Origin of the sequence: Actinoplanes utahensis, assembly GCF_016862455.1 — a bacterium.
Lineage (GTDB): Bacteria > Actinomycetota > Actinomycetes > Mycobacteriales > Micromonosporaceae > Actinoplanes > Actinoplanes utahensis.
In genome coordinates, this window is sequence record NZ_BOMZ01000027.1 from 98,625 (window position 1) to 124,575 (window position 25,951).

Consider the following 25,951-nt stretch of genomic DNA (forward strand, 5'->3'; position numbering starts at 1 on the left):
CTCACAGCAGAGGTCTCACCACATCGGCGACATGCGGCACGCCGACGGCACCCATGATGTCGTGGTGGCCGACCGCCACGACCGACACCACGGCCCGCTCCGCGAACGCGTGCCAGGGGTCGGCGTCGGGCACCGCCCCCGCCGATCGGATCAGGTGGACCGTACCGGGATAGGGCATCGGGACGTGCCGCGCCGCCGCCGCCTCGTTGGCTTCGCAGACCTTCAGCATCACCGCGAGCCGTTCCAGGCTCATCCGAACCGGGATCCGGCCCTGCCGTGCACCGGCGGCCCGGACCCGCTCTAGTGCCTGCTCCGCCGGAAGGACGGCGAGACCGTCCACGGGCAGCTCGATGCCGAGGGCCTGTCGCGCGAGGATTTGCCACGGGCCGCCCTCCTCACGGGGCCGGTAGAGCGGATCGCAGTCGATCAGCACCACCCGCGGGGGTACGGGGAGCCGGCCGGCCAGCAGTCCCGCCGTCTCCACCGCCAGCACACCCCCGAGGGAGTAGCCGAGGAAGACCGGGACGCCCGACGCCTGTGACTCGATCACCTCCGCGTATCGCCGGGCCATCACGGTCACCGTGGTGTCCGGTTCCCAGCCGTCGAGGAGGCCGACGGACTGCAACCCGAACGCACGCTGGTCCCGGCCGATCCGGGCGACCAGGGGTCCATAGACGGCGACGCTGCCGCTGAGCGGATGGAAGCAGTAGAGCGTCGCCTCACCGGTCCCGGGCTGGACCCTCACCAGGGGACCAGGGCCGCTCACCGCCGGGCCGCCCGGCGCGGCGGCGAAGCCGGTCACGGCTGCTCCCGCAGGCTTCGGGCGAGCACCTCGTGCAGTTGGGCGAAGGTTCGGGCCTCCAGCAGCACGCCGATCCGCAGCTCGATACCGAGCACCCCGCGGATCCGGGCCGCCAGCTCCACCGCGGTCAGGGAGTTCCCCCCGGCCTCGAAGAAATCCTGGTCCTCCACGAATTCAGTGACGCCCAGCGACTCCAGCCAGATGTCCCGCAGCCGGGCACGCAGGGATCCGCCCGAGACCGGCCCCGTGACCGGCGCCGTCTCCGGTACCGGCGAGGACTGCGTGACCGAGCGCGGTTCGCCGGTCTTTCCCGCCGCAGGCCGGGACCCGGCGGTCACGGCGGCCTTACTCGGCCGGGGCAGTCCTGTTGCCGCCGGAGCGACGTGCACCGGACCGGTCAGGCCGGCGTCCAGCATGCCCAACAGGACGGCGACAGCGGCGGACGGATCCAGGCCGCGGTCCTCGGCTGCGGCCTCAGTGGCCGCGGCCGTGTCCACCGGAACGACCCGGCTGTCCGGCTCCGCCGCCGAGGACCGCAACTGGTCCTCGCTGACCATCAGCATGGTGAACCGCTGGATCCGGACCAACAGAGCTCCGTCGTCCCCGATGACGTCGATGTCTCCGGTGATTGCGGTGGGCTCCGCGCCGGGGGCCCGGCGCACATGGGCGTGGAACGTGGCGGGCAGCGGAGCGTGCACCACGATCAGCTCGTAGTGGAACGGCACCGACGACGCCTGGCCTGGGCCACGCACGGCCGCGGCGACGGTGTCCAGCAACGCCGGGTGCAGGACGTGCTCGGCGAGATCACTCCGGAACGCCTCCGGCAGCTCCACGCGTATCAGCTTCTCGTCGCCGCTGGCGGACACCGCCGTGACGTTGCGCCAGCGCGGGCCGAGGGTGAACAGTCTTCCCCGGCCGGAAGGTGACTCCAGGTCTCCTGCGGCGCCGAAGCGCAGACGCAGCGCCTGCAGGTCGACGGCCGGCGGCCGGTCCGCGTCGATCAACCGGATGTGGGCACTGACGTGTCCGGTCCACAGCCCGGCAGACTCGACTCGGCGCGACTCGATCGACACGTCGTGCCCCTCACCGGCCGGCCGGAACCTGATCCGCAGGACCCGGTCGGCGTTGTCGAGGAACGGAGCCCGGAAGACCACATCCCTCAGGCGGACGGGACGGTCCTGCTCGGCGGTCACCCTCTCCCGGTACGCCGACACCATCATGTCGAGATATGCGGTTCCGGGCAGCAACGGAACCCGGCCCACCCGGTGTTCGTCCAGCGCCCACACCTCGGCGGCTCCGAGCACCCGCTCCCACACCACCTCGTCCGGCACCGACAGCTCCACATCCGGCCGCGTGGCGGGGGCGCCGCCGAGTTCCGATACCCGGTGGTGAAGAGCCGCGAGGTCGACTCCGGTGTCGGCCATGCCGGCCCCGCGCCACACCGGCCAGGCAACGCTCAGCACCCGGCCCTTGGCGAGAGGGGAGCCGAGCGAGGCCGCGTCGAGGTAGGCGTTGGCGGCGGCGTAGTCGCCGCCGCCCACCAGGCCCTCGACTGCGGCCCGGCTGGAGAAGAACACAGCGAAGTCCAGTGCGGGCTGCCGGGCGAAGATCTCCTCCAGCGCTGCCGTCCCGATGGTCTTCGGAGCCAGCACGGCCGCGGCGTCACTTCGTTCGCGGAACGCGAGCATCCGGTCGCCTGCCACACCGGCCAGGTGAAACACCGCACTGACCGGCCCGAACGCGGCAGTGACCTGGTCGACCACCTGGCTGAGCTGCGCTGGATCGGTCACGTCGCAGGCCCACCCGCGTATCCGGGCACCCTGCCCTTCGATCGCGGCCAGTGCGGCGGGGACGGTGGCTTCCGGGTCGCGGCGCCCGAGCAGGGCGATCCGAGGGCGCAGGCCGGTGGCCGCCAGGCCCTGCGCCAACGACAGGCCGAGCGCGCCCGCCCCGCCGGTGATCAGGTAGACGCCTTCCTCCCGCAAACTGCTTCCGGTAGCCGGTGGAACCGGCACCGGCCGGTCCGTCGCGGCCCAGACACGACGCCCGCGCAGCGCCAGCACGGGCACCGAGCGGCCCAGCGCGATGGCCCGGGCTAGGTCGCCTACCGGTACGCGGTCGTCAGCATCCAGCCCGGTACAGCGAAGCCGTGGCGACTCGGCGATCAAGGTCCGGAACAGGCCGTGCAGAGCGGCCCGGGCCGGATCCACCAGTTCACCGCCGGTCACGTCCACCGAATTGCCGGCGAGCAGGACGATCCGCGGCGGCCCGGCCCACCGCGTCGAGCCCAGAACGGTACGGGCCAGCGCGAGCAGGCTCAAGACTCCGGTCTCCAGCCGCTCCTGGAGAGAGGCGGACAGCGATGCCCGGCCGTACCCGGTCGCATGGATCACCACGTCGGGCGTCATGCCCCGGTCGGCCAGGGCCGCCACGACCCGGTGCAGATCCGCGGGCTCGGCCGGCCGGACCTTGAACTCGTGAGCGGTGTCGGCATACCGGTCTCCGAATGTGACCCGGATCGGTTGCAGCGCAGCCCGCCGGACCGCTGCCACGACCCGCAACGCGTCGTCCGTGTCCGTCGGCAACAGGATCAGGGCGCGTGTACCGGGCGCGGGCTCCGCCTGTTGTTCCCCGTCCACCTCGTGCCACGCTGTGACGGACACCGGCCCGGTGTCCGCTGCCGCAGGTTCCGGCCGGATCGTCGGCTCCGGCTCCGGCTCCGGTAGGCGAGCTGTCCCGGTCTCCGCGGGCGCTGCAGGCGCGTCCACCCAGTACCGGGTGCGCTCGTACGGATACGCGGGAAGTTCGGCCCGGACCTTCGGCGGGAACTGCCCGGCCGCGTTCCAGTCCAGCGGGACACCGAGCACCCACAGCCGGCCGGCGGCCTCGAGTACATCGGTGTGGTCGGTGCGGTGATCGCCGAGACTGCGGATCAGGGCGGCCCCGTTTCGGGAGGGATGGACCCGGGCCAGCCCGGTCAGCACTCCACCGGGCCCGGCCTCCAGAAGCGCGGCCGGACCGACCTCGGTGAGCAGTGCGCCCAGCGCGTCATGGAAACGGACCGGTGCAGTGAGCTGGCCGGTCCAGAATCCGGCCGAACCGGTGGGGGCGTCGATGCGGGCGCCGGCCGCCGCCGAATACCACGCGGCGGCGGGTGCTCCCGGTTGCACCCCGGCGAACGCCTCGGCCCAGGCCCGCGCGGCCGGCTGCCACGCAGGATGGTGAAAGGACGCCGGAACGCCGGTGCGCCGGTACGCGATGTCACGGGCGGACAGGCGCGCGATCGTCTCGGCCAGCACGGCGTCGCTACCGGAGACCACGACTTGCCGGTCGCCGTTGACCGCCGCCACCGCGGCACCCTCGGGAAGGCACCGCGAAACCTCGTCGAGGGACGCCGCGACGGCGAACATGCCGCCCGCCACCGGATGCGCGGCCATGGCCGTCGCCCGCGCAGCCACCAGGCGCACCGCCTCGGGCAACGTCCAGACCCCGGCCACGGTGGCCGCGGTCAACTCCCCCAGACTGTGACCGAGAACCGCGGCGGGTGGGCCGGTCCACGCACGCCACATCGCGCCGAGGGAACATCCGACACTGAACACCAGCGGCTGCTGCGCCAACGGATCATCGAGGTCGCCGGCCCCCTCGGTCCACTGTTTGTAGAGCGGAATGCCGGCTTCCTCGAACAGCTGCAGGCATTCGTCCATCACCACGGTGAATTCCGGAACGGTGCCGTACAGGCCGGTGGCCATCCGGGCGTACGCCACTCCCTGTCCGGGGAAGAGATAGGCGACCCGGGCCTCGTCGCGTGCGGCGCCACTGACGAGGCGCCCCGCCCTCAGTGATTCGGCGGCCGCGGCCGCCGAATCGCAGACGGCCGCGCCGCGGACCGGGTGAGCGGTCCGACCGTGCTGAAGGGTGGCCACCGCGTCAGCGAACGAGGACGCCGGTCGGCTGGAGAAGTGGTCGGCGAGATCCGCGCGCAGCCGCTGCTCGCCTTCGCTGGTCCGCGCCGACCACACGACCAGCCGGGGTCGGCGGTCCTCGGCGGCGTGATCCGGCAGAGGGCCTTCGGCCAGCACCGCATGGGCATTGGTACCCCCGATACCCAACGAGGTGACCGCCGCGATCCGGCGCCGAGCGGGATCTCGTGGCCACGTCCGCAGGCGGTACGCCAGTTCGAAGCGGGTGTCGTCGAGCTCCAACAGCGGGTTCACGTCCCGCAGATGCACTGTGCCGGGGATCGCCTCGGCCTCCATCGACAGAATGGTCTTGATGAAGCCGGCGATTCCCGCAACAGCCCCGAGGTGGCCGATGTTGGACTTGACGGCACCGAGCACCGTGCGCCGGTTCGGCGGCTCCGGATCGAGCAGGCGGTAGGCCTGGGTGAGGGCGGCGATCTCCACCGGGTCACCCAATGCTGTGCCGGTCGCGTGCGCCTCGACGAGGTCGACCTCGCAGGGACTCACTCCGGCGAGGGTCATGGCCTCGCAGATCGCTTCGATCTGCCCGCCGACGCTGGGTGCGCTGAAACTCACCTTGTCGGCGCCGTCGTTGTTGACGGCGCTGCCGAGCAGTACGGCACGGATCCGGTCGCCGTCAGCGACCGCATCGTCCAGGCGTTTGAGGATGACGGCTGCGGCACCGCTGCCCCACAGCGTGCCCGAGGCTGCCACGTCGAACGGCCGGCAGTGCCCGTCGTCGGTGAGGATGCCGCCCGGGGTCCACCGGTGACCGGCGACGAGCGGCACCCGGACCGCTGCCCCTCCGGCGACGGCGGTATCGCACTCGCCGGCCCGCAGGGACTGCGCGGCGAGGTGGATCCCGACCAGTGTCGACGAGCACGCCGTCAGCACAGTCAGCGCCGGACCGCGGAGCCCCAGCTTGTAGGAGACCAGAGTGGAGGCGTAGTCGGACTGGTTCAGGGTGCTGGCCAGCACCCCGGACGGGCCGATGACGTCCGGGCGCGGACGCAACTGGTGCTGGTGATAACCGTTGGGACCCACCGAAGCGAACACGCCGACGCTGTCCGGGGTGGCGAACGGGTCGTACCCGGCGTTCTCCAGGGCGGCGTGGCAGGTTTCCAGGAAGACCCGGAACTGGGGGTCGCAGAGCCGCGCTTCGTGGGCGGTCATGCCGAACAGCCCGGCGTCGAACCGGTCCGCATCCGGCATCGTCGGTGCTGCCGGCACATAATCGGGATGGGTGCGCTCGCTCTCCGGGATGCCGGCCGCGCGCAGTTCGTCATCGCTGAAGAAGGTGACCGACTCAGTGCCGGTGACCAGGTTGTGCCAGAACTGCCCGGCATCGGCGGCACCGGGAAAGCGGCAGGCCAGACCGACGACAGCGATCGGTTCGAGACGATCCATCAGGGTTGCCCACCCTCCGTGGCGCGGATCTGGGAACGTGCGCGGATCTGCGAGCGCAGATCACGGCGGCGGCTCGGCGACGACCCGGTGGGCGCCCGCGTGGCCGGTGGTACCGGCGGCGCGGTCTGCCCGGCGAGCCGCAGCGCCAAGGAGCGCCGGTTCGGGTATCGGAACAGGTCCGTGACCGGCACCGCGGCCCCCAGCCGTTGGACCAGGCGGGCGTGTACCCGCAGCAGCGCCGCCGAGTCCATCCCCGACTCGAAGAAGTTCGCTTCAAGGGGCAGCCGCAGGCCCGTCTCCGCGGCGATGACCTCGTCGAGAAGCGCTCGAGCGGCGGCCTCGTCGCCGGGCACACCGATCATGAGGCCTCCTCGATGCCATCCGGAGCGGCCGCCGTGAGCAGGGCAGCGAGCGCGGCCGGCGTAGGCGCCCGGAACACGGACCCCATCGTCACCGGCACCGCGAGCGCGTCCGTAGCGGCCGCCGCCAGCCGCACGGCTAGCAGCGAGGTGCCCCCGGCGAGGAAAAAGTTGGTGTGCCGGTCGACGCCAGGCAGGTTCAGCACCTCCCGCCACGCCCGGACCAGCGCCTCCTCCACCGGGCCGGTGGGGGCGGCCGTACCGGCCGGACGGACGGGTTCGGCACGTGATTGCTCGGTGGCATGCGTCAGGGCTACGACGTCGACCTTCCCGTTCGGGGTCTGCGGCAGTTCGGATACGACGACCACGCGGCCCGGAACGCAATAGGCGGGGAGCCGGTTGCGCGCCGACTCCCACACGGACTCCGCGACGTCGGTCCGGCCGGCCGCGGCGGCCGGCACCACGAACGCCACCAGGTGGCCGTCGGCCCCGCTGGGGTCGCCGCCGACCACGACGCTCACCGCGGCGACCTGGTCGTTCTCGGCGAGCGCGTGCTCCACCTCGCCGAGCTCGATGCGGTGCCCGCGCAGCTTCACTTGGCGGTCCCGGCGGCCGAGCAGTTCGATCCGCCCGTCGGGCAGCTGCCGGGCCACGTCGCCGGTCCGGTAGTAGCGCCCGATCGAACGGCTGGTACGGAACCGGTCCGCGGTCAGCTCGGGTCGCTCATGGTATCCGGAGGCGACGCCCGCCCCGGACAGGCAGAGCTCACCGACCACCATGGGTGGCACCGGCCGCTGCCGGGCGTCGAGCACGTGGACGCCGGTGTTCGCGATCGGATATCCCACCGTGATCCGCTCCGGCGGCTCCGCGCCGAGCGGAAGGACCGTGGACCAGATGGTGGTCTCGGTCGGCCCGTAGACGTTGAACGCCCGGCCGGTGGCCGCGCCGAGCTGCCGGGCCAGTGCCGGGGACATCGGCTCACCGCCGCACAGCGCGACCCGGCCGGCCAGGCGGTCACCGGCTTCCGGCAGCAGCATCCGCCACGTCGTCGGAGTCGCCTGGATCAGACTCACTCCGGAACGTTCCACCAGGTCGAGCAGGTGCTCCGGCGATGCCCGGATCTCGTCGGGCGCCACCACGACGGTTCCCCCGCACGTCAGCGGCAGGCACAGCTCCAACGCCGAGATGTCGAAGGCGAACGTGGTCAACCACAGCATCACCGTGGAGGCGTCGGCGTCGAGCAGCCCGGCGAAATGGCGTACCACGTTGGCGAGGTTGCGGTGCGTGAGCCGGACGCCCTTCGGCTCTCCGGTAGAACCCGAGGTGTAGATGACGTAGGCGATGGCGTCCTGTGCGGGCGGCGCGAAATCGGTCGGCAGGCGGCCGGAGCCGGCCGTGTCGCCGACCGCGAGCAGCGTCCGGCCGGTGTGACAGTCCGCGGGCAGCAGGTGCCCGTCCAGGATGATCCGGCAGTCGGCGTCGTCGAGCTGCCCCACGAGCCGCGCCGCCGGATGACCGGGGTCGAGGGGCAGGTAGGCCGCTCCCGCGAGCCAGGTGCCGAGCACCGCCGCAGCCAGGGCCGGGCCCCGGACGCCGCCCAGGGCGATCACCTCACCGGGCCGTACGCCCACCCGATGCAGCGCGGCGGCGACACCTGCGGCCGCCTCGCCGAGCTCCGCGTAGCTCATGGTCCGTCCGTCCGATCGCACGGCCGGGGCGTCGGGGCCGGCGTTCACGGCGGCCAGGATCAGCTCGGGCACCGACTGCGGGCCGGGCCACCGCACTGCCGTACGGTTGACCCGGGCGGCGACCTCACGTTCCGCCGCTGTCCGCAGGTCCAGGTCGCCGACCGGCCGGGCGACGTCCGGTCCGGCCTGTAGCAGCACGGCCTCGATCCGCTCCAGCAGCGCCGTCGCGAACGTCTCGTCGTGCACCTCCGTGCTATACGCGAGCTGGGCGAAGAGGCCGCCGAAAGCGTTCTCGAAGGTGAGTTCCACCTGGAACCGGCTCAGACCGGTGTGCACGTCCCGGCCCGCTGCGGCGTGGGCCGCCGCGGAGGCCGGAACCGGCGGCCGATAGTTGAACGTCTGCCGTACCACACCGGAGCGCCACCACATCGGGTCCTCGCCGGATCGGGCGACCTCGAGGGCGAGCTGTTCGAAGGAGACGTCGGCGTGCTCGACGCCGTCCAGCAAGGCAGCGCCGGTGACGCGTACCAGGTCAGCGAAACCGGCGTCCGGAACGATACCGGCCCGCACCGGCACTGTGGAGACGTAGTAGCCCACCGCGGCTGTTCCGGAGGGCCGGTTGCTGACCATGACGCCGACAACGGCGTCGTCCGCCGCGCCCTGCGATCGCAATGCCAGCAGATACGCCGCCAGGAGCACACTCGCCTCCGTGCCCCCGCAGCGCCGGCACAACGACGACACGGTGTCCACGACCGTGTCGGGCAGGCGGCGCACGATCTGGGCGGCGGCGAAGGTGAGCGGGCTCCCGGTGGCAGGCGCCAACTGCATCGCATCGGCGTGGTAGCCGGTGAGCCGCTCCCGCCAGTAGCGCAGGGACACAGGGCGGCAGTCCGCCGGCGGTACCGTCCGCGGCGACGGCAGATCGGGCGGTTCTCCGGTGGCGCTGATCGCGGCGTAAGCGGTCCGTAGCTCCGTCAGCAGCAGTCTCACGCTGGCCGCGTCGACGGCCAGGTGGGCCGCGACGAGGCAGATACGGGTTTCGGCGCCGTCCACGGTCTGCACGCCGAGGCGGGCGAGGGGGGCGGTCCGCACGTCGAACGGGCGTGCCGCGTACTCCGTCAGGTCCCTCTCGCGATCTGCGGCTGTGGCGTGCATGACGTCCACGTCTACGTCGACGTCACCGGGGGCGGCGATCACCTTGAAGGGCTCGCCGTCACGTTCCAGGTAGGAGGTGCGCAGGGCGGAGTGACGGTCGAGGAGGAACTGAAACGCCTCCCGCAGCGGCCACCAGCGCACCGGGCCCGTGGACTCCACCACGTACACGGCTACGTTGGTCACTCCTTGATCGGGCACCAGCTGGTGCAGCATCCACAGACCCTGCTCCCCGGGACTCAGCCGGGCCGGCCCGGTGGGGGCGGGCGTGGGCGCTGTCATGCGGGTCCTTCCGGCACGGCGCTGCCGGTGTCGCCGAAAGCCTCCCGCAGCACTTGGGAGAGCGGCACGGCAGCCGAGTCCAGGAGCCAATGGCCGCCCGGCAGTCCTCGCACGCGTGCCGGAAACTCGCTCTGACGCCGCCACCCGAGCATGGCGCCACGCGGCACCGGATCCGCCAGACCGTGGCAGGCGTAGACCGCCATCGGCAGCGGCGGCGCGGGCTGATGCCGATAGTCCGCCAGCACGGCGAAGTCAGCCCGGACGGCAGGCTCCGCGATCCGGCGCATCCGCTCGTCGGCGGCGAGTTCCGGTGCCATCCCACCGGCCTCCACCAGGCTGTCCCACAGGCGAGAGCCCGGCAGGGTCGCGACGCCGTGCGGACGCGGAGCGATGTCCGGGGCCGGATAGGAGGCGACGACCAGTGCCAGCGGCTGGCGGGCGCCACCCGCGTGCAGGGCCCGGGCCACGAGAAAGGCCAGCAGCGCGCCGCCGCAGTAGCCGAAGAGGACGTAGGGTCGGTCCGTGTGCGGGACCAGATGGCTGGTCAGGCTGTCGACCAGGAGTGTCAGGTCGGTCAGCGGTGGCTCCGAGAGCCGGGCCTGACGCCCCGGAAGATTGGCCGACCACAGCGCGTACTCCGGCGCGAGCAACCTCGCTAGGCCGGCGAATTGAGCGCATCCGGCTCCCGCGTGCGGGAACGCGATGACCCGCGCCGAGGTGTCGGCGGCGAGCGGGACATACCAGTCACCGGTGCCGGTCACCGGCTCACCTCCCGGTCGGACAGCCAGAGCTGGAACAGGCGCGGTGACGGTGCGTCGAACACCGTGTCGAAACCGATGCCCTCACCGAACTCCGCGGTGAGCCGGTCGGCGAGGGTGACGGCGAGCAGTGAGTGCCCGCCGCTGAGGAAGAAGTTGGCGTCGGGACCGAGCCGGTTGTCGCCGAGAACCTCCCGCCACAACATGACGAGCTTGCGCAGAGCCGGGTCCACGGGCAACACGACCGGGGCGCCGTCCGGTGCGAGCAATCGCCCGAGGGCTCGGTGGTCCACCTTGTCGTTGCCGGTCATCGGGAACCGGTCGAGGACGACGATACGGCTCGGGACGGCCGCGGCGGGCAGATGGCGTGCCGCGTGCTCCCGCAGCCGGCTGTCGTCCACCGGCCCTCCGCCGGTCGGGCTGATCGCCGCCACCAGCCGCAGGTGGCCCGCACTGTCCGGTTCGGTGACAACCGCCGCGGCGCGTACCGCCGGGTGGTGTTCCAGGACGCTTTCGATCTCGGCGAGTTCCAGCCGGTGCCCGCGAATCTTGACCTGCCGGTCGGTGCGGCCCAGGAAGACCAAGCCCTCGTCGCTCTGACGCACCTCGTCGCCAGTGCGGTAGAACCGCCCACGGCCGGGAACGTCACAGAATCGCTCGGCTGTGGCGTCCGGGCGATCGTGATATCCCAAGGCCACTCCGGCGCCGCCGATCCACAGCTCGCCGGGCACGCCGGGCGGGACCGGCCGTCCCTCCGGTGTGCACACCATGACCGTGGTGTTGGCGATCGGTACACCGATCGGCACCGGGTCGGGCACCGGGTGTCGCAGCTCCGCGACGGTGGACCAGATAGTGGTCTCGGTCGGACCGTACACGTTGAAGAGCCGGCAGCCGTCGGCCAGCAGCCGTCCGGCCAGCACGGCGCTGAGGGGCTCGCCGCCGCACAGCACACGCCTCCCGGCGAGCTGCCCGGCGAGTTCCCCGGCGATGTGCCGCCAGGTGGTGGGGGTGGCCTGGACGACGCCGACATTCTCGTCACTGACCAGGCGGAACAGCCGTGACGCGTCAACACGGTCGTGGTCGTCGGCGATCACCACCGTGCCGCCGGCGACCAGGGGCAGGAACACCTCCAAGGCTGAGATGTCGAACGAGAACGTGGTGAGCCAGAGCATCTTGTCCGTGACGGCGAACTCGAGGCGGTCCGCGAAGTCGTGCAGAAGATTGGCGAGGCTGGCGTGACTGACCACGACTCCTTTGGGCCGGCCGCTGGACCCGGAGGTGTAGATGAGATAGGCCGTGCCCTCCGGATCGGTGGCGCCCGCCCCGATGCCGGCCACCTCGGTGCCGACGGCCGCGGCGAGGGGGAGCACCCGCCGTCCGCCGGTCATCTCGGCCGGTGCGCCGGCCTCGGCCAGGATGAACCGGACGCTCGCGTCGGCCACCTGATCGGCGAGCCGGACGGCCGGATGCTCCGGGTCGAGGGGAAGATAGGCGCCCCCCGCCGTCCACACACCCAAGGCCGCGGCCAGTAGGTCCGGGCCGCGGCCGGCGAACAACGCCACCGGTTCGCCGGGCCGCAGACCGTTCTCGCGCAGCATGCCGGCCACCGCAGCGGCCTTGCTCATCAGCTCGCCGTACGTCACGGTGCGTCCGCGGTGGCGCACCGCGGGAGCATCCGGATGCTCGGCCGTGTGCGCGGCCACGGCGGCCAGGACCGTAGGGGAGGACATCGGGCGCCCGGTCGTGCCGAGTAGCCGGTCGGCCGTCCGGTCCAGGTCGCTCCAGCCGGTGACCGTACCGACAGGGGCGGCCAGTCCTTCCGCCATCTCCAGCAGAATGGCCTCGTACCGTTGGAACAGCGATCGGACGAACTTCTCCTCGTGCACCTCGGTGCTGTAGACCGTGGCGATCTCGATCGCGGTATCCGACCCGTAGAAGATCCACTCCATATCCAGTCGGCTCATGCCGTTGTGCACCTCGCCCAACTGGATCGGAGCCCCCGCCATGTAGCGGTCCTCCTCCTTGAGCGGCCGGTAGTTGAACGAGTGCCGGAACAGCGGCACCCGCCAGTCCGCCGACCGGCTCGCCAGCACGGTCTGGATGTCCTCGAACGACGCGTCATCATGTTCCAGGCCTTCCAGGAATGCCCCACACGTGCGCTGCACCAGTTCCTCGACGCGGAGGTCGTCGGTCACGTCCACCCGCACGGGCAATGTCTTGGTGTGGAAACCCACGACGTCGCCCCGCAGCTTCCGCCGGCCGGTCACCGGAATCCCGACCACGACCGCCGGTCCGGCCCCGTGCCTGGCGAGGAGGAGGTAGAACGCAGCGAGCAGGATGAGGTTCTGGGTGACCTTGGTGCGAGCTCGCAGGCGGGCGACCGCCTCGACAGCCGCCGCCGACATCTCATGCCCGACCCGGGCCCCCGCGAACGTGGGCCGGCCCGTGATCGCTCGTGCTCCCGGCAGCGCCATACCTCCGGGATCGACCCCGTCCAGGTGCTTGATCCAATAGTCGATGACGTTCTGATCGGCCGGTGGCTCCAGGTGGATCGCCGCGATGCCGTCCAGTTCCGGGGGCGCCTGCCCGTCGGCGGCGAAGGACTCGTACAAGCGGGGTAGCTCGGTCATCAGAATGACCGTCGAGATGTAGTCGATGACCAGATGGTGACTGACGAAGAGCACCACGCTGGCACCGGGAAGCAACACCAGATGAGCGCGGATCAGCAAGCCGCCGTCCCCGAGTTCGAAAGGTTCGATCACTCGCTCGGACAGCAGACCCGGCAGGCTCTGCTCGGTCGCGCCGTCGACGGAGAGGGGGAACTCCACATCCGCGGCAAGGAAACGCTTGTGCGGCACCGGCCCGTCGAAGGAGAGAACCGCCCGTAACGCTGGATGCCGCCGCCCCAGATGGTTCAGCGCCTGCTGAAGCGGCCACCACCGGAGCACCCGCTCCACACGTACGGCTATCCCGACGTTGCAGACGCCGCGCCCAGGCTGCAGCTGATGCAGCAACCACTGCGCCTGCTCCTTCGCCGAGATCGCGACTTCCTCCGGCAGCAGGGACTCATCCATCTCGCCGCCGTTTCCCGACTGACCGCCGACCTCTGGAATGCCTGAAAGACCCCGGCAAGCTAATCAGCGTCAGGACCTCGCCGACCTGTCGCGGGTTTGCGGGACGTGAGACCACCACCTACCGGCCAGAAGAATTTCCCCACGTTCGGCGGTGATCCGCGGCCTCAGCCGGGCCCCCGAGCTCGGGTACTGCGAGGGCGGAGGAATCACATGGCCACGACGGAACCCATCGCCATCATCGGGATGGCGGCTCGCTTGCCGCAGTCGGACGACATCGTCCAGTACTGGCGGAACCTGGTCGCCGGCCGGGACTGTCTGACTGAACTCTCCGACGACGAACTGCTGCGCAACCAGGAGGATCCGGCGCTCTTCAACCGGCCGGACTATGTGCGCCGCCGGCCCGTGATCGATGGCGCCGACGCCCTGGACATCGGCCTCTTCGGGATGACTCCGCGGGAAGCCGAGCTGCGGGACCCCCAGTACCGGCTGATGCTGGAGACCGTCCACGCGGCGTTGGAACACGGCGGCTACGACCCGGCACGGTTCCCGGGGATGATCGGGTTGTTCGCGGCGACCAACGCCAACCGCTACCGGTACGACTACGTGGAGACCCAGACCGACGTGGTACGGCAGGTCGGATGGGCGGCGATCGACATCGCGAACCACCCGGACTACATGTCCACGTTCGTGTCGTACAAGCTCGGCCTGCGCGGGCCGAGCGCCACGGTCCTCACCGCCTGCTCCAGCTCGCTGACAACAGTGCATCTGGCGTGCACAGCGCTGCGCGCCGGCGACTGCGAGATGGTCGTCGCGGGCGGCGTCGACATCGAGTTCCCCTATCACAAGGGTTACGTCCCCATCCCCGGCGGCATCAGCGCGGTCGACGGCGTGGTCCGCGCGTTCGACGGCCTGGGCACCGGAACGAACTTCGGGAACGGCGTCGGCGCGGTCCTGCTGAAACCCCTGGCCGCGGCGCGACGCGACAACGACACGATCTACGCGGTCGTCCTCGGCTCGGCGCTGAACAACGACGGTGCGCGCAAGGTCGGATACACCGCACCAAGCATCGCCGGGCAGAGCGAGTGCGCGCAGCGGGCGCTGCGCGTCAGCGGAGTGAAACCGCACGACATCGGCTATGTCGAGGCACACGGCACCGGCACTCGTGTCGGCGACCCGATCGAACTGGCCGGGCTCATCGACGCCTACCGTGCCGCCGCCGACGGCCCGCTGCCCAGCCAATACTGCGGGATCGGCTCGGTGAAGTCCAACATCGGCCACCTGGGCCAGGCCGCGGGAGTGGCCTCGCTGATCAAGGCCGCGCTGATCCTCACCCATGACGTGATCCCGCCGAGCATCAACGTGACCGTCCCCCACCCGGACATCGAGTGGGAGAACTCCCCGTTCTACCTCAACACCGAGCTGCGGCCCTGGCCCCGGGACCCGGACCGGCCGCGCCACATCGGGATCAGCTCGTTCGGTGTCGGCGGTACCAACGCCCACGTGATTCTCGGCGACCCTCCGGCCTCGGCCGCCCCGGCAGGCCGACGCGAACACGAGGCGCTGCTCTGGTCCGCGATGGACCGCGCCACCGAAGTCGCCCTGCGCGCCCGGCTCGCCGACCACTTCGACGAACTGCCCGATCACGAGTTCGGCGACGCGGCCTTCACGACCCGGGCCGGACGATCGCCGAAACCCGTCCGGGCCGCCCTGGTGGCCGCCGACGCCGCCGACGCCACCGCCGGGCTGCGTGCCGCCGACCGGATCCTGCTCGGCGACGGTGTCACCCGCCGGCCCGTCTTCGCCTTTCCCGGCCAGGGTGCTCAGATCCCCGGGATGTTCCACCGGCTGTACGACGCCGAACCTCTCTTCCGCGACGGCTGCGATGCCGCCTTCGAGGTGCTGCAACCGCTGCTGGGGTACGACCTGGCCAAACTGTGGCGCACCACGACGGACCCGGCCGATCTGGCGCGCACCGACGTGGCGCAGCCGCTGCTGTACGTGCTGGAGTACACCCTGGCCCACTGCCTCATGGCGTGGGGCGTGACCCCCGCACTGATGGTGGGGCACAGCCTCGGCGAACTCGTGGCTGCGGCCGTGGCCGGAGTCTTCGACTTCGAGTCCGGTCTGCGTGCGGTGGCCGAGCGTGCCCGGTGGATGGCCCGGATGCCCACCGGTGTGATGCTGGCCGTGACGGCCACGGCCGACGAGGTCGCCGCCGTGCTCACCCCCACGGTCGTACTGGCCTCGGTCAACGGTCCCCGGCAGGTCGTGCTGGCCGGACCCGCCGACGACATCACCGAGGCCGCGGCGGTGCTCACCGCACAAGGACTCCAAACCCGCACCCTGCAGACGTCACACGCCTACCACTCCCCGTCGATGACACAGGCAGCCGAGGGTTTCGAGGCCGTGCTGGCCGGGATGACCCTCGCCCCCCCGAGCATTCCGATCGTGTCGGCCGCTACCGGGCGGCCGATGAGCGACAGCGAGGCGACGTCCGCCTCCTTCTGGGCGGGCCAGCTGATCGCCCCGGTCCGGTTCGACGACGCAGCCGCGGCAGTGCTCGCGGACGGCGCGGCAACCGTGATCGAGATCGGTCCCGGCCGTACCCTGTCGACGCTGCTACGCGGCCGCCCCGACTTCACCGCCGGCGGCAACCGGGTGATGGCCATGGCCACCCACGAGAACGAGACCACTGCCCTCACCCGAACCCTGGCCCAATTCTGGGTCGACGGTGCCGCCGTCACCTACTGGGACGACGACGCTCAGCGCGGATACCGGCGAGTCGCTCTGCCGGGATATCCGTACCAGCGGAGCAGGTTCTGGCTGGAGGCGTTGCGACGGGACGGGGCGGCCGAGCCGTCACCCGCCGAGGCCCCGGAAGCCGCCACGGTGACGGCCTCCGCCGCGGACGAGACAGCGAATGGGCCGATCCCCGACGGCCCGGGAGCGCAGCGGTGGCGGATCGCGGAGGTCACCTGGGTACGCGACAGCGCTCGCCCCGCCGTCCCCGAGTCCGGCGGCAGCGGGGTCGTCCTGCTTCCGGACGACCCGGACCAGGCCATGACCGTACAGACTCTGCTCCAGCGCGCCGGGCTGCGCGGACAGCGAGTGATCGACAGCCGACCTTCGCCGGATGCCGGCCGTCCCGCAATCGACCCCACCGACCCCGCCGCCTGGTCGGCCCGCCTCGACCAGGCGGTGGACACCGGAGCCGGCCCCGTGGCCCTGGTCCATGCCGCGCTGACGACTCCCGGACTCACGGCGGGTTCTGCCGGTACGTCACCGAGTGACCGGCTCACCGACACCATCACCACGGTGACCGCCGCCCTGCGGGCCGCATCGGCGTTCCAGCGCCGGACCGGGCGTCCGACACGGCTCGTCCTCCTCGGCTCCCACCTGATCGACGTCACCGGCGGCGACCGTGTCGACCCGCACGGAGCCGCCCTCACCGCGCTGATGCGAACCGCCGCGCAGGAGGCGCCGGCGGTCACGTGTCAAGTGATCGACCTGGGTTCGCGCCCGGCCCCGGACGCGGTCGTCGCCGCCCTGTCCCGGGCCGACCTGCCGCTGCAGGCCGTGCGCGGCGTCGCCCGGTGGGTGCCCCGGCTGGCACCGGTGCGCGAGGGCACCGGCACGGTATCGGCGCCATCGGCGCCGCGTCTACGCCACGGCGGCACCTATCTGGTGACCGGTGGCCTCGGCGGGATCGGACTGGTCGTCGCCCGCGCGTTGGCGGAGACCGGCCTCCGTCCCCGGCTCGCCCTGCTGAGCCGGACACCGCCGGCCGGCCGGCCGGACCGCGACGGCATCGCCACCGCACTCGCCGGGCTGGCCGAGGCGGGCGCCGACGTCGAGGTGGTGACAGCCGACGTGGCCGATCTCGACTCGCTACGGGCCGCGGTCCATGAGGTGGAGCGTCGGCTCGGGCCGATCGGCGGCGTCGTCCATGCCGCCGGAGTCGCGGGCGGCGGCCTCCTCGAACGTCGATCCGCTGACGAGATCCGGGCTGTGCTGCGGCCCAAGGTGGACGGGTTGCACGCCCTCGAAGCGGTCTTCGCCGACAGGTCTCCCCTGGATTTCCTGGCCGTCTTCTCCAGCGCAGCCGCCGTGGCCGGCATGTACGGCAGCGGGGACTACGCCGCGGCGAACGCGTACCTCGACGCGTACTGCCGGGGTGAATCCGGAGGGCCGCGCCGTACCGTCTCGGTGCAGTGGCCGGGCTGGGCCGAGGTCGGCATGCTCGCCCGGTCCGCCGCGGGCCAGACGATCCTGGGTGCCGGCGACGCCCGCGCCGCTACGGACGGCACCGCTGCCGCCGTCGGCGCCGGCGACGGTGCGCCCAAGGGCGCCGAGGTCGCTGTGGAATGGATCCGTGAGGCGGGCCGCGACTGGGAATTCGACGAACACGTCTTCGAGGGCACGCCGGTGCTGCCCGGCACCGCGATGCTCGAACTCGTCGCCCTCGCCGGGCGCCACGCGGGGGAGCGTGGGGACTGGCCGGTCGCCATCCGGGATCTCGTGTTCCTGTCTCCGGTCGTCGGTGACCGGCGCCGTCAGGTGCGTGCGGTCATCCGCCCGCTCCGCCGGGGCCACAAAGTCATCGTCCAGTCGCGCGGTGCGGGCACCAGTGAACCGTGGACCGATCACGCCACCGCGACCGTGGCCGCGGCAACCGAACTCGCGGAACAGCCGAGGTTTCCGCTGCCTGAGGACGGTCCGAAAACCGAGGCCATCGACGCCCCGCTCGCCGACTGGGTAGCGTTCGGTCCCCGGTGGGAGACGATGACCGAAGTGCGCGGCGACGACACGGAACGAACCGCCCGGCTGATTCTGCCCGAGCGCTACCACCACGACTTCGCTGATCACCCGGTGCATCCGGCGATCGTGGACGTCGCCGCGGGCCTTCTGCACGACCTGGACCGAGGTCAGTCGTTCGCCCCGTTCATCTACCGCAGTGTGACCGTCTTCGCTCCTCTCACCGGCGATGTCCGGGTGCACGCCCGGTTCAGCGCACAGAGCCGGACCGCGCGGCGGGCCGTCGACTTCGACATCTACGACACCGCCACCGGGCGGCTGCTGTTCCGGGCGGAGTCCTTCGCGATGCGCGAGGTCGCGGAGCGCCGGTTCGGGGCCACGGACGGCACCGTCCGCGAGGAGCCGGCCCGCCACGACAAGGCCGCCCGCGTCGAGGAGCACGTGTCGCCCGTTCCCTCGCGGCCAGCCGGGCCGCCACCCGGCCTTCTGCTCCCGGCCGAGGGTGCGGCCGCATTCCTGAGGCTGCTGAACGACGGCGAACCGGCGGTGGCACTAGTCGACCTGGTCGATGTCGCGCTGCCCGTACCCGGCCTGCCGTGGTCGGACACGCCGCCATCGGAGGCCCCGGCCACGCTACCGGCGATCGCCTCCACTGCGGCGCCCCGTCCGGTGGAGGCGGCACCCCCGCCCCCGGCAGTCAGCACGCCGGCCGCGGCCGGCGGCGACGTGATCGCCGTACTGCGGGAACTGTGGACAGCCGCACTCGGGGTGAAGGATCTCGGGCCGGACGACGACTTCTTCGAGGTGGGCGGCAACTCTCTGGCCGCGGTGCAACTCACCGCTCAGATCAACGCTCACTTCGGCACCGACCTGGGCGCCGGGACCCTGTTCGACCATCCGACCATGCGAGCGCTGGCCTCCGAGGTTCCGGCTCTCCGGGAGGCGTCCACCGACCGTGGCGCCCCCTGATCAGCCCGATGCCGACAGACCCAGCCGACGACTCGGAGGAGTCACCATGCCGTCATCCATCGCCATCATCGGCATGGCCGGCCGTTTTCCCGGGGCCATGGACATCGAGGCCTTCTGGCACAACCTGACGATCGGTCAAGACTGCATCACCGAGCTCGACGACCAGGACCTGCTGCGGCGTGGGGAGTACCCGGAGTACTTGGCGCATCCGAACTATGTCCGGCGTCGGCCCTGCCTGCCGGCCGCCGACATGTTCGACGCCCGATGTTTCGGCATGACCCCGCGCGAGGCGGAGATCCGGGACCCGCAGCAGCGTGTCCTGCTGGAGGTGGCACACAGCGCCCTGGAACACGCCGGCTACGACCCGGCCCGCTACCCCGGCGCGATCGGCATGTTCGCCGGCACGAACATCAACCGCTACCGGATGGACCACCTGGAGCAGGACGCGACGATCCGCGCCACGGTTCCCTTCCTGGCTCTGGAGATCGCCAACGCCCCCGACTACGTCGCGACCTTCCTGTCCCACCGGCTGGGCCTGACCGGGCCCAGCATGACGTTGCAGACGGCATGCTCCACGGGCCTGACCGCGGTGCGTACCGCGGCCCATTCCCTAGAGGCCGGCGAATGCGACATGGCGCTCGCCGGGGTGTGCAGCATCGAGATGCCGCTGGACTACGGCTACCTTCAGATGGAGGGCAGCATCCTGGCGCGCGACGGACGGCCGAAACCGTTCGACGCCGACGCGGACGGCACCAACTTCGGTAGCGGCTGCGGTGTGGTGCTCCTGAAACCCCTGGACGCGGCGATCGCCGACCGGGACACCATCCACGCCGTGATCCGCGGCGCGGCGCTGAACAACGACGGTACCCGTAAGGCCGGATTCACCGCCCCCAGTATCGAGGGCCAGGCGGAGTGCATCGCCGAAGCGATCCGTCAGTCCGGCGTCGACCCACGCGACATCTCGTATGTCGAAGCCCACGGGACGGCGACCCGGCTCGGCGATCCGATCGAGGTCGCCGGCCTGACCGAAGCCTTCCACCGCGCCGCCGGGGACACCGAGCTGCCGCACGGCTACTGTTCCATCGGCTCGGTGAAGTCGAACATCGGTCACGTGGGACAGGCATCCGGCGCCGCCGGGTTGATCAAGACGGTGCTGGCCCTCGCCCGCGAGTGGATCCCGCCGAGTATCAATGTCACACGAGTCAATCCCCGGTTGATGCTGGAGGATACGCCGTTCAAGGTGGCGACCGAGGCGCTCCCGTGGCCCCGGACCGCCGGCTCGCCGCGGACAGCCGGAGTCAGCTCGTTCGGCATCGGCGGCACCAACGCGCACGTGGTGCTCTCGGAAGCGCCGGCGCCGGGGCAGCCGGTGCCCACGCTACGGCGTACCGAGCTCATCGTCTGGTCCGGCGCTGACGCCGGAGCCGCCGACGAACTCGGGCGGCGGCTGGCCGAGCAGGCCGGAGAACTGGATCCGGTCGGGTTCGCCGACGCGGCACACACCCTGCGCGTCGGGCGGACCGAGCGCCGGGTCCGCCGCGCCCTGGTCGCCCGAGACGCCGCGCACGCGTCGCAGGCGTTGCTCAGCGGCACCGACGTGATCATGCCGGACGGGCCGTCCCGGCAACTGATCTTCTGTTTTCCCGGTCAGGGAAACGCGTTGCGGAACGCCGGCCTCGAGCTGTACCGCTCCGAGCCGGTCTTCCGGGACCACTGTGACGAGGTGTTCGGGCTGCTGCGCACACACATCGACGCCGATCTGCCCTCGATGTGGCGCGCCGACGACGACGTCGCGCTGACCGACACGGCCATCGCCCAGCCGTTGCTGTTCGCTCTGGAATACGCGATCGCCCGTACCCTGATCGATCTGGGCATACGTCCGGCTGCACTCATCGGGCACAGCGTCGGCGAACTGGTCGCGGCTACCGTGGCCGGCGTGTTCAGCCTCGCTGACGGCGCCCGCGCCGTCAGCGCCAGAGCCACCCTGATGCGGCAGATGCCGCCCGGCGCGATGCTGGCGGTCGCCGCCGGGGCCGCCGAGGTGAAGCCCTACCTGGATACGACGGTCAGTCTGGCCGCGGTCAACAGCGCACGGCAGTCGGTGCTCTCCGGCCCAGACCCGGCGCTGCGCGCGATCGCTGAGAAGATGCGCGCCGACGGAATCGCGAGCACCCCGATGTCCACGTCTCACGCGTTCCATTCGCCGGCCATGGCACCCGCCGCCGAGGAGTTCGAGGCCATCCTGACCGGAATGACCTTGCGGCCCCCCGCCATACCCGTCGTCAGCGGCATGACCGGTGCGCCGGTAGGTGACGACGAGGCCGTCTCCGCAGCCTTCTGGGCACGACAACTGGTGGCTCCGGTGCAGTTCGCGACGGCGGTGACCACAGCCCTCGGAGGTGGCCCGGCCTTCCTGATCGAGACCGGTCCGGGACACAGCCTGACCCGTCTTCTGCGAGCCGATCCCGCGGTGCGGTCGGGCGATTCTCTGCCGCTCCCGGTCTTCGACACCGATTCGGGTACGCCCGGCGCGTTCGACCGGCTGCTGGGCAGGCTCTGGGTGGAGAACCATCCGGTGGATCTCGAACGCCGCGACGGCGGGACGGGCCGACGGCGGGTGCCGGTCATCGGCTACCCGTATCAGCGCCGCCGGTTCTGGGTCGACCGACCGGCGGCGCACAAGCCACCGCGGGACAATTCCATGATCGTCGACCGGGCCGGTGGGGCCGGCGCACACCGGGACACTGTCGCTCCGGGGGTGTCGCCTACGGTCACCATGCCCGATCCGGTGGCCGTACCGGCGCCGCCCGCTCCACCAGCGGCACCCAGCCGGTGGAGCCTGGCTGCTCTGGAGTGGACCCGCCGCCGCACCACGCCGGCGCCGCTCACCACCCGGCGCGTGGAGGACGCCCACGCCGTTCTGGTGCTTCCCGGCGATCGCGACCTGGCCGCCACCGTGCGCGGCGCCTTCCAGCGCGCCGGCTACCGCACCACCCGTGCGAGCGCCACGGCGCTGATGACAGACAGCGACGCCGCCTGGGACGCGCTTCTCGGCGGCCCCACGCCTGTCTCGGTTCTGGCCTGCGCCGGACTGTTCGGCGCAGGCCCGGGTCTTCCGGCACACGACCTGGACCGGCAGATCGAGGCGGGGTTCCACACCGTCCATGCGGCCGCACGGGCGCTCGCCCGCGCCCACCGGTCCGGCCCGGTCACCCTGGCCGTCCTCACCAGTTTCGGCGTGGACGTCACCGGCGCCGAACCGGTCAACCCGGCCACGGCGATGGTCGTGGCACTCGCCCGCAGCATCGAGCAGGAGCTGCCGCAGATTCGGTGCACGGTCCTGGACGTCGGGCCGAACACCGGCGAGCACCATCTCAGCGCGGCCCTGGCCGACCTGCGCGAACCGGTGACGGCGTTGCGGGGCAGCGCGGTGTGGACACCGGAGCTGCGGCGGATGTCACCGGAGTCCGGCGCCAACCCGCCGCGGCTACGCGACAACGGTGTCTATCTGATCACCGGAGGACTCGGCGGGCTGGGGTCGGTGGTGGCGGCGGCCCTGGCCGACTCGGGGGTACGCCCCCGGATAGCCCTGCTGAGCCGCAGCGAACCGGCAGTGGCCGGCACGACACTGACCGCCCTTGAGGACGCCGGAGCGCAGGTGATGACGGTGACCGGTGACGTGGCAGACGCGGCGTCGTTGCGGGCGGCCGTCGCCGCGGTCCACGAACGGTTCGGCCCGATCCACGGCATCGTGCACGCTGCCGGGGTTCCGGGTGGCGGCCTGCTGCAGCGCCGGTCGCGTACGGAGATCGACAACGTCCTGGCCCCGAAGGTCCGCGGCACGATGAACCTGCTCGACCTTTGCGATGCGGAGACCGACCCCGACTTCCTGCTGTTGTTCTCCAGCCATGCCGGCCTGGCCGGGATGCTCGGCAACGCCGACTACGCCGCCGCGAACGCGTTCCTCGACGCTGTCGCCCAGCAGCACGGGCGGGGTCGGCTGCGGGTGTGCTCGGTGGCCTGGCCCGGATGGTCCGACGTGGGGATGTGGGCGCGCTCCGCGGTCGACCTCGACGCGGTGACGAACGGTCGCCCCGGGCGGGTCGCCGTGCCGGGCCACCAGGCCGCCGCCCCGGCCGGCGGCGCCGCTGAACCGGAGTGGCGCCGCGTCCTGGACGCCGCCACCCACTGGCTGCTCGACGAGCACCGCTTCGACGGGGTGCCGATGCTGCCCGGTACGGGCTCCCTGGAACTGGTGATCCAAGCAGCGCTGGATCTGCGACTGCCATCGGCCGGCGCATCGATCGAACTGCGCGAGGCGGTCTTCGTAGCGCCGGTGAACGGTGGCCGGCCGATCGAGGTCGGCGTGGCGTTCACGCCGAGCGGCGACGAGTTCCGCTTCCGTCTGATGTCGCGGGTCGCCGGTACCGGCACGGCGTGGACCCACCATGTCTCCGGTTACCTGGCATGGAGTGATCAGCGGCCGGAGCCGGCGCGTCTGGACGAGCTGTTCGGTGGGCACACCGCCGGTGATCCGCTGCCGGCACGGGGCCGGCTGGCGTTCGGGCCCCGCTGGCAGTCCGTGAGCCGGATGTGGCACGGCAAGGACTCCTATCTGGCCGAGCTGGCCCTGCGCGAACCGTTCCACGGGGACCTCGACGAGCATCCGATGCACGCTGCTCTGCTCGACCGCGCCGGCATCGCGATACTGTCCGCGGCGTTCCCGGGCGAACAGAACCAGTACCTACCGTTCTTCTACCGGCGGCTGACCCGTTTCGGTGCGCTCCCGGCCCGGATCGTGGCGCACGGCCGCCCGCAACCGGATCGGCCGGGCATGCGTTCCCTGGACCTCGATCTGTACGACGCGGACACCGGCCGGCTCCTGGTGAAGGTGGAGTCCTACACCACCCGCGAGGTCCGGGTCACTGACTTCGCCCGCCGGCTCAACCCACCAGCCGACAGTGCCCCGCCGGCCGTCCCGGTGGCCCGCACCGAACACACAGGCGGGGCCGGAGTGGGCGGCGAGGCGCCGGTGAACGGCCCGGCACTGCTGCACCCGCGTGACGGGGCCGCCGTCTTCCTGACTCTGCTCGCCGGCGAGTTCCCTCCGGTGGTCGTGGTGAATCCACCGGGTGCCTCGCTCGACGTGCGCGGGGTGCCTTGGCTCGACGAGTCGGCCCCACCGGCACCGGTTCCCCTCGAGGCGGTCACCGCACCACCCATGGCCGTACCGCCGGGCACTCCCGGCCCCGCGGCGTCGGCACCCTCCGGCGGCGATGTGATCGACATACTGCGCTCGCTGTGGATCGAGGCCCTCGGGGTGGAGGAGGTCGGGCTTGACGACGACTTCTTCGACCTGGGCGGCGACTCGCTGGTGTCGGTCCAGATCAGCGCACGCCTGCGCCAGCTTTTCCGCATCGAGATCAGTGCCGGCATTCTTTTCGAGGCGAGCACCATCCGTGTGCTGCGCGAGCGCCTGGCCGAGTTGGGAGTCTCATGAGCACCATGCCCGCCGCCCTGCACCGGATATACCATCCCGAGTTGCTCGAGGGCGAGGTCGCGGTGATCACCGGAGGTGGCTCCGGCCTGGGTTACGCCATCGCCCGCGACTTCGTCTCTCTGGGCGCCGAGGTGGTGATCACCTCACGGTCGGCCGACCGGCTCGCGGACGCGGAGGCGCGGATCAGTGACGAGACCGGGCGGAGCTGCGACAGCGTTCCGTGCGACGTCCGGGACGAGGCCGACGTCAGCCGGCTCCGCGACTACGTACTGGCCCGGCACAACGGCGCCACGATCATCGTCAACAACGCTGCGGCGAACTTCTTCAATCGCGCCGAGCGAATGACCCGGCGCGCCTTCGACACTGTGGTGAACACCGACCTATACGGCACGTTCAACGTCACGCGCAGCCTGATACCCGAGATGCTGGCAGCCGGCCGGGGCACCATTCTCAACATCACCGTGCCGATGCCGGAGGTCGGCTTTCCCGGGTTCGCACATTGCGGCGCGGCCAAGGCCGCCATCGTGTCCCTGACCGCCACCTGGGCGTACGAGTGGGGCCCGCGCGGTATCCGGGTCAACGGCATCGCACCGGGACCGGTGCCCACCGAAGGGGTCGCCGCCAATATGCTGGCCGTGGACAACGCCGCCGAGGCCTTCGCCGACCACACCGGCTTTGTGCCGTTGCGTCGGCTGGGCCGGCCGGAGGACATCGCCGCCGCCGCGGTCTTCCTCTGCTCCCCCGCCTCCTCCTGGGTAACGGGGCAGAACCTCATCGTCGATGGCGGCGTCTACCTCAACACTCCGGCCACTCCGGGCTCGTTCTGAGGTTCGCTCCAGACCCGGCAAGCCGATCATGGGGGACGGCTTGCCGGGCCGGTCGTCAGTGAGTCGGTTCTGCGGTGTCCCTACCGTCCTTCGGCGTGGACCAGTCCAGTTCCTGCCATGGTTGGACACCCGTCCACGCGGGCGCCCGGGTGATCAGCCCGGCCATCTCCCGTGGAGTCGGGTGATCCAGGATATCGATCAGTTCGATCTCCTTGCCGAGTTCCGCCTGGATCCGGGACCGCATGCGGACCGCGGTCAGCGACGACGCCGGCACGTCGAACAGGTGGGTGTCGGCCTCGATCTCCGGCATCTTCAGCAGGCTTCGCCAGAGGTCGACCACCCACTGGACCAGTTGTTCGCCGGCTACCGCCGTGTTCGCCTTCTGTTCGTCCATCTGCTCTCCTCCTCAGCCCGACGTG

General features: G+C 71.5%; 10 protein-coding genes. 3 read left to right on the top strand and 7 right to left on the bottom strand.

Annotation, left to right across the window (positions count from 1 at the left end; translation table 11 throughout):
• Position 1: 1 nt before the first annotated feature.
• The 6 genes from Aut01nite_RS09115 to Aut01nite_RS09140 are packed head-to-tail and all read right to left on the bottom strand — an operon-like array spanning position 2 to position 13,481.
• Complete coding sequence (locus tag Aut01nite_RS09115) at positions 2-802, bottom strand: thioesterase domain-containing protein (protein WP_052163252.1); 801 nt, start codon at positions 800-802, stop codon at positions 2-4.
• Positions 799-6,168, bottom strand: a complete 5,370-nt coding sequence (locus Aut01nite_RS09120) for a type I polyketide synthase (protein WP_043522913.1) — start codon at positions 6,166-6,168, stop codon at positions 799-801. The genes Aut01nite_RS09115 and Aut01nite_RS09120 overlap by 4 nt, the downstream gene beginning before the upstream one ends.
• On the bottom strand, positions 6,168-6,530 hold the full coding sequence (locus Aut01nite_RS09125; RefSeq protein ID WP_043522914.1) for an acyl carrier protein: 363 nt from the start codon (positions 6,528-6,530) through the stop codon (positions 6,168-6,170). Before Aut01nite_RS09125 ends, Aut01nite_RS09120 begins: the two co-directional genes overlap by 1 nt.
• On the bottom strand, positions 6,527-9,649 hold the full coding sequence (locus Aut01nite_RS09130; protein ID WP_083998519.1) for a non-ribosomal peptide synthetase: 3,123 nt from the start codon (positions 9,647-9,649) through the stop codon (positions 6,527-6,529). The genes Aut01nite_RS09125 and Aut01nite_RS09130 overlap by 4 nt, the downstream gene beginning before the upstream one ends.
• On the bottom strand, positions 9,646-10,410 hold the full coding sequence (locus tag Aut01nite_RS09135; protein WP_052163253.1) for a thioesterase II family protein: 765 nt from the start codon (positions 10,408-10,410) through the stop codon (positions 9,646-9,648). The genes Aut01nite_RS09130 and Aut01nite_RS09135 overlap by 4 nt, the downstream gene beginning before the upstream one ends.
• On the bottom strand, positions 10,407-13,481 hold the full coding sequence (locus tag Aut01nite_RS09140; protein WP_043522916.1) for a non-ribosomal peptide synthetase: 3,075 nt from the start codon (positions 13,479-13,481) through the stop codon (positions 10,407-10,409). The genes Aut01nite_RS09135 and Aut01nite_RS09140 overlap by 4 nt, the downstream gene beginning before the upstream one ends.
• Positions 13,482-13,691: 210 nt before the next feature.
• Here Aut01nite_RS09140 and Aut01nite_RS09145 point away from each other — a divergent pair, with 210 nt between their 5' ends.
• Genes Aut01nite_RS09145 through Aut01nite_RS09155 form a run of 3 tightly spaced genes read left to right on the top strand, consistent with a single transcriptional unit; the run spans position 13,692 to position 25,532 of the window.
• On the top strand, positions 13,692-19,205 hold the full coding sequence (locus Aut01nite_RS09145; RefSeq protein ID WP_043522917.1) for a type I polyketide synthase: 5,514 nt from the start codon (positions 13,692-13,694) through the stop codon (positions 19,203-19,205).
• A 46-nt stretch (positions 19,206-19,251) separates the two neighbouring features.
• The gene (locus Aut01nite_RS09150; protein ID WP_052163254.1) at positions 19,252-24,705 is read left to right on the top strand and encodes a type I polyketide synthase; all 5,454 of its coding nucleotides are present in this window, start codon (positions 19,252-19,254) and stop codon (positions 24,703-24,705) included.
• Complete coding sequence (locus Aut01nite_RS09155) at positions 24,702-25,532, top strand: SDR family oxidoreductase (protein ID WP_083998521.1); 831 nt, start codon at positions 24,702-24,704, stop codon at positions 25,530-25,532. Before Aut01nite_RS09150 ends, Aut01nite_RS09155 begins: the two co-directional genes overlap by 4 nt.
• A 55-nt stretch (positions 25,533-25,587) precedes the next feature.
• Here the strand turns inward: Aut01nite_RS09155 and Aut01nite_RS09160 are convergent, their stop codons facing one another.
• Entirely contained in the window at positions 25,588-25,926 is a 339-nt protein-coding gene (locus Aut01nite_RS09160) for an acyl carrier protein (protein WP_043522918.1), read from the bottom strand.
• Positions 25,927-25,951 lie beyond the last annotated feature (25 nt).